This window comes from Accumulibacter sp., assembly GCF_032229525.1.
In the GTDB taxonomy this organism is placed as follows: Bacteria; Pseudomonadota; Gammaproteobacteria; order Burkholderiales; family Rhodocyclaceae; genus Accumulibacter.
Map to the genome: position 1 here is coordinate 1 of NZ_JAVTWB010000224.1, position 4950 is coordinate 4950.

At 62.7% G+C, this 4950-nt stretch carries 4 protein-coding genes; 3 read left to right on the top strand and 1 reads right to left on the bottom strand.

Translation table 11 applies throughout. From position 1 onward, the window contains the following. On the bottom strand, positions 1-488 hold a 488-nt coding region (locus RUW20_RS17915), incomplete at its 3' end, for an MFS transporter (RefSeq protein ID WP_313953585.1). Between the two features lie 94 nt (positions 489-582). Between RUW20_RS17915 and uvrA the strand changes: the two genes are divergently transcribed. The 3 genes from uvrA to RUW20_RS17930 all read left to right on the top strand — a co-directional run bounded on the left by uvrA (position 583) and on the right by RUW20_RS17930 (position 4813). After that, complete coding sequence (gene uvrA, locus RUW20_RS17920) at positions 583-3477, top strand: excinuclease ABC subunit UvrA (protein ID WP_313953586.1); 2895 nt, start codon at positions 583-585, stop codon at positions 3475-3477. A 349-nt stretch (positions 3478-3826) separates the two neighbouring features. Beyond that, on the top strand, positions 3827-4111 hold the full coding sequence (locus tag RUW20_RS17925) for an HU family DNA-binding protein (RefSeq protein WP_313953587.1): 285 nt from the start codon (positions 3827-3829) through the stop codon (positions 4109-4111). A gap of 27 nt (positions 4112-4138) precedes the next feature. Further along, complete coding sequence (locus tag RUW20_RS17930) at positions 4139-4813, top strand: hypothetical protein (protein WP_313953588.1); 675 nt, start codon at positions 4139-4141, stop codon at positions 4811-4813. Positions 4814-4950: the final 137 nt, after the last annotated feature.

Consider the following 4950-nt stretch of genomic DNA (forward strand, 5'->3'; position numbering starts at 1 on the left):
ATGCCGGGCATGCCGATGCTGACGTAGAGCAGCGGCGCGCCGACCATCGAGATGGCAAAGACCATGCCGATCGACGAGCCGATCATCGCCATCACCTTGGTCAGATGCTGTTCGCGGGTGAGATCGGCGGCCAGCGCGGTGACCGCGGCCGAAATGGCGCCGGCACCCTGGAGAACACGTCCGGCGATGACACCGTAGATGTCGCCTGCCGAGGCCGCGACGAAGCTGCCCACGGCGAACAGCAGCAGCCCGAAAACGATCACTGGCTTGCGCCCGAAGCGATCCGACGCGGCACCGTAGGCTATCTGCAGGAAGGACTGGGTCAGCCCGTAGGCGCCGAGCGCCATGCCGACCAGCGCCACGTCGTGGCCGGAAGGCAGATCCTGGGCGTAGATGGCGAAGACCGGCAGGATCAGGAACAGGCCGAGCATGCGCAAGGCGAAAACAGCTGCCAGGCTGATGCCGGCGCGCTTCTCAAGCGTGTTCATTCGGTCGGAATCTAGGGCGGGCATGGGATTTGGTGGCGGACTGCGGAATTGCGTATATTAGCAGGTTTGCCAAGGCGCTTCGGGCTTGCAGCCAATGGACCAGACCAACGAGATACGGATTCGCGGTGCGCGTACGCACAACCTGAAGAACCTCAATCTCGACCTGCCCCGCAATCGGCTGATCGTGATCACTGGTCTTTCCGGCTCCGGCAAGTCATCGCTGGCTTTCGATACGCTTTATGCTGAAGGACAGCGCCGTTACGTCGAGTCGCTGTCGGCCTACGCGCGACAGTTCCTGCAACGCATCGAGAAGCCCGACGTCGACCTGATCGAGGGCCTGTCGCCGGCGATTTCGATCGAGCAGAAAGCGACCAGTCATAACCCGCGCTCGACGGTCGGCACGGTCACCGAGATTCACGACTACCTGCGCCTGCTCTTCGCCCGCGCCGGCACGCCCTACTGCGCCGAGCACCAGCAGGCGCTCGAAGCGCAGACCGTTTCGCAAATGGTCGATCACGTTCTCGCCTTGAGCGAGGACAGCCGGCTGATGATCCTGGCGCCAGTGGTCGCCGACCGCAAGGGCGAACAGCTCGAACTCTTTGCCGAGCTGCGCGCGCAGGGCTTTGCCCGCCTGCGAGTGGACGGCCAGATCTACGAGATCGACGCGCTGCCCAAGCTGGCCAAGACGCGCAAACACAGCGTCGATGTGGTCATCGACCGGCTGAAAGTGCGCGCCGACATTCGCCAACGCCTGGCCGAATCGTTCGAGACCGCCTTGCGCCACGCCGGTGGCCGCGCCATCGCTTACGAAATGGACGATCAGCGCGAGCATTTCTTCTCGGCCAAGTTTGCCTGCCCGGTGTGTTCGTATTCTCTGCCGGAACTCGAACCGCGCATTTTCTCCTTCAACAGCCCGATGGGCGCCTGCCAGAAATGCGACGGCCTGGGCGTCATCCAGTTCTTCGACCCGAAACGCGTGGTCGCTCATCCCGAGCTGTCGCTGGCGAGCGGGGCGATCCGCGCCTGGGACCGACGCAACCCCTTCTATTTCCAGATGCTCAGCTCGCTGGCGGCGCACTACGGCTTCGACGTCGAACTGCCGTTCAGCGAGTTGCCCGAGAGCGTCCGGCAAGTCGTTCTATACGGTTCCGCGCGCGAGCAACTGCCGTTCGCCTACGTCAATGAGCGCGGCCGGCACAGCGTGCGTCAACATACCTTTGAAGGCATCATCGTCAATCTCGAGCGCCGCTACAAGGAGACCGACTCACAGGCGGTACGCGAAGAACTTGCGCGGCTGATCAGCAACCAGACCTGCCCCTCTTGCCACGGCAGCCGCCTGCGCGAAGAAGCGCGCAACGTGCGCATCGGCACGCACGCCAGCGCGCGCACACTGCACGAGCTGAGTCGCCTGCCGCTGGCCGACGTGCGCGACTACTTCCTGGGCCTGAAACTGCCCGGCAACAAGGCGCAGGTCGCCGAGAAGGTGCTCAAGGAGATCGTCAGCCGTCTGCAGTTTCTGATCAACGTCGGGCTGGACTATCTGTCGCTGGACCGTTCGGCAGAAACGCTGTCCGGCGGCGAGGCGCAGCGCATCCGTCTGGCTTCGCAGATCGGCTCCGGGCTGACCGGCGTGCTTTACGTCCTCGATGAACCGTCGATCGGCCTGCATCAGCGCGACAACGAGCGACTGCTGAAGACGCTGCAGCAGCTACGCGACATCGGCAATACGGTGATCGTCGTCGAGCACGACGAGGAGGCGATCCGCAGCGCCGACTACGTGGTCGACATTGGCCCGGGTGCCGGCATCCATGGCGGTTTCATTGTTGCCGAAGGCCCTCCCGCAGCCATCATCGGCAATCCGGCGTCGATGACCGGCGACTACCTCGCCGGACGGCGACGGATCGCCATGCGCGACAAGCGCCGCCAACCGGACCCCGAGCGATTGCTGCAGATCGTCGGCGCGCGCGGCAACAACCTGCACAACGTCAGCGTCGACCTGCCGGTCGGCCTGTTTACCTGCATCACCGGCGTCTCCGGGTCAGGCAAGTCGACGCTGATCAACGACACCCTGTACGCGGCGGCGGCCAGACACCTCTATGGCTCCAGCGCCGAACCCGCCGAGCACGACGCCATCGTCGGGCTCGATCACTTCGACAAGGTGATCAACGTCGACCAAAGCCCGATCGGCCGCACCCCACGCTCCAACCCGGCGACTTACACCGGGCTGCTGACGCCGATCCGCGAGTTGTTCTCGGGCATCCCCGAAGCCCGCTCGCGCGGCTACGGTCCCGGCCGCTTCTCGTTCAACGTCAAGGGTGGGCGCTGCGAAGCCTGCCAGGGCGACGGCGTGATCAAGGTCGAAATGCATTTTCTCCCCGACATCTACGTTCCCTGCGACGTCTGTCACGGCAAGCGCTACAACCGCGAAACACTGGAGATCCAGTACAAGGGCAGCAACATCCACCAGATTCTGCAGATGACCGTCGAGGTGGCGCGTGCGTTTTTCGACGCCGTTCCGGTGGTCGCCCGCAAGCTGCAGACGCTGGTCGACGTCGGTCTGAGTTACATCACCCTCGGCCAGTCGGCAACCACCCTCTCCGGCGGCGAGGCACAGCGGGTAAAGCTCGCGCTCGAACTGTCGAAGCGCGATACCGGCAGAACCCTCTACATTCTCGACGAGCCGACCACCGGGCTACATTTTCAGGATATCGAGATGCTGCTGGCCGTACTGCACCGCCTGGTCGACCACGGCAATACCGTGGTCGTCATCGAACACAATCTCGATGTGATCAAGACCGCGGACTGGCTGCTCGACCTCGGCCCGGAAGGCGGCGCCGGCGGTGGCCGGATTCTCGCTTGCGGCACCCCGGAGCAGATTGCCAAGGTTCAGGACAGTCACAGCGGGCGCTTCCTGAAGCCACTCCTGGTGCGCCAGGCCCTGCCAGCTGCCATCACCCCGACTGCTCCCGAGGCCCGCCAGGGCAAGTGAGCACACGCGTGCGCCCAGCAAAGTGCAACTCTTTCAGCCGGCATCAGCTTGCCTCGCCAGTCGCTGAACGCCTGGCAGCCGGCGGACGGCGCGGCTATACTTCCGGCTTGTGGCTTCGCTGACTGCATTGAGGCCTTCGCCACCGGCAGGCCTGAACCGGAATCCCTCGTCTGGTTTGGCGAAAAGCTGGTCGGGCGCCCAGGCGTCCGCTCCTTGCAGAGTCTAAAAACATGTTTGGCCGACGCTGAATCCGTGCCAGAATCGCGCTTTTCAGCACCGCTTTTCATGTGTGCCGCAGGAATACGAGCGTTTGCCACAACGATGAGTCTTAACCACCAAAGGAGATAATATGAACAAGTCAGAAATGATCGATGCTATTGCCGACCGCACCGAACTCTCCAAAGCAGCCTCTGCCAAGGCGCTTGATGCAGTAATCGACACCATCGTCGAAACAGTTGCCCAAGATGAAGCGGTAACCCTGGTTGGCTTCGGTTCCTTCAAAGCGAGCGCGCGCGCCGCACGCGAGGGGAAGAACCCGAAGACTGGTGCCAAAATTCAGATCCCGGCGACCGTCGTTCCCAAATTCACCGCTGGCGCCACCTTCAAAGCCAAGGTCGCAGGAAAAAGCGAATAGGGATTTTGAAGGCCAGAGCAGGAAAGCTTGGCGCTCGGCAAGCTTTCCTGCCGCAACAGATCTTCCCCGACGATTCCTGAACTTTTACCATTGGAGTACCGCATGCGTTTTTGTACCGCATTCTTCGCCGCCGCGCTGACCCTCTTTCCGTTCGCCGTTTCCGCACAGCAGGCACCGGCAGCCGAAGCTCTGACCGCGGTTGGACCCGGCACCTTTGTCGGTGTTGTCGAAGCCCAGGTTACGCTGCTCGTCGACGCCATCGACCCGGCGTCGCGCACCCTCGTTCTCAAGGATGCCAAGGGCGAAAAAATGGTCATCGCCGCCAGCGACCTGGTGAAGAACTTCGCGCAGATCAAAGTCGGCGACAGCATCGTCACCAGCTACACGCAGAGCCTGGAAATGACGCTCATGAAGGGTGGCGGCGCGCTTCGCGAACGCGTCGAAAGCAGCTCGGCAGATTCCGCCAAGCCGGGAGACAAGCCGGCCGGCTACGTAAGCAAAGAGGTTGCCTTCATCGCCGACGTGACCGCGGTAGACCGCAAAAAGCAGATCATTACCCTGCGCGGCGCCACGAAAACGGTCCGCCTGAAGATCAACGATCCGGAGCAGCTCAAGATGATCCACAAGGGGGACCAGATTGAGGGCGTGTTTGCCCAGGCTGTCGCCGTTTCCGTCGTCCCGGCAACGGCCAAGAAGAAATAGGAAGCGCACGACTGCGCGCAATCCTTGGGCGTTTTACTGGATTGACGCGCAAAATGTCGGCGCGTAGAATCCGCACGGTTTTGGGGGCATAGCTCAGCTGGGAGAGCGTCTGGTTCGCAATCAGAAGGTCGGCGGTT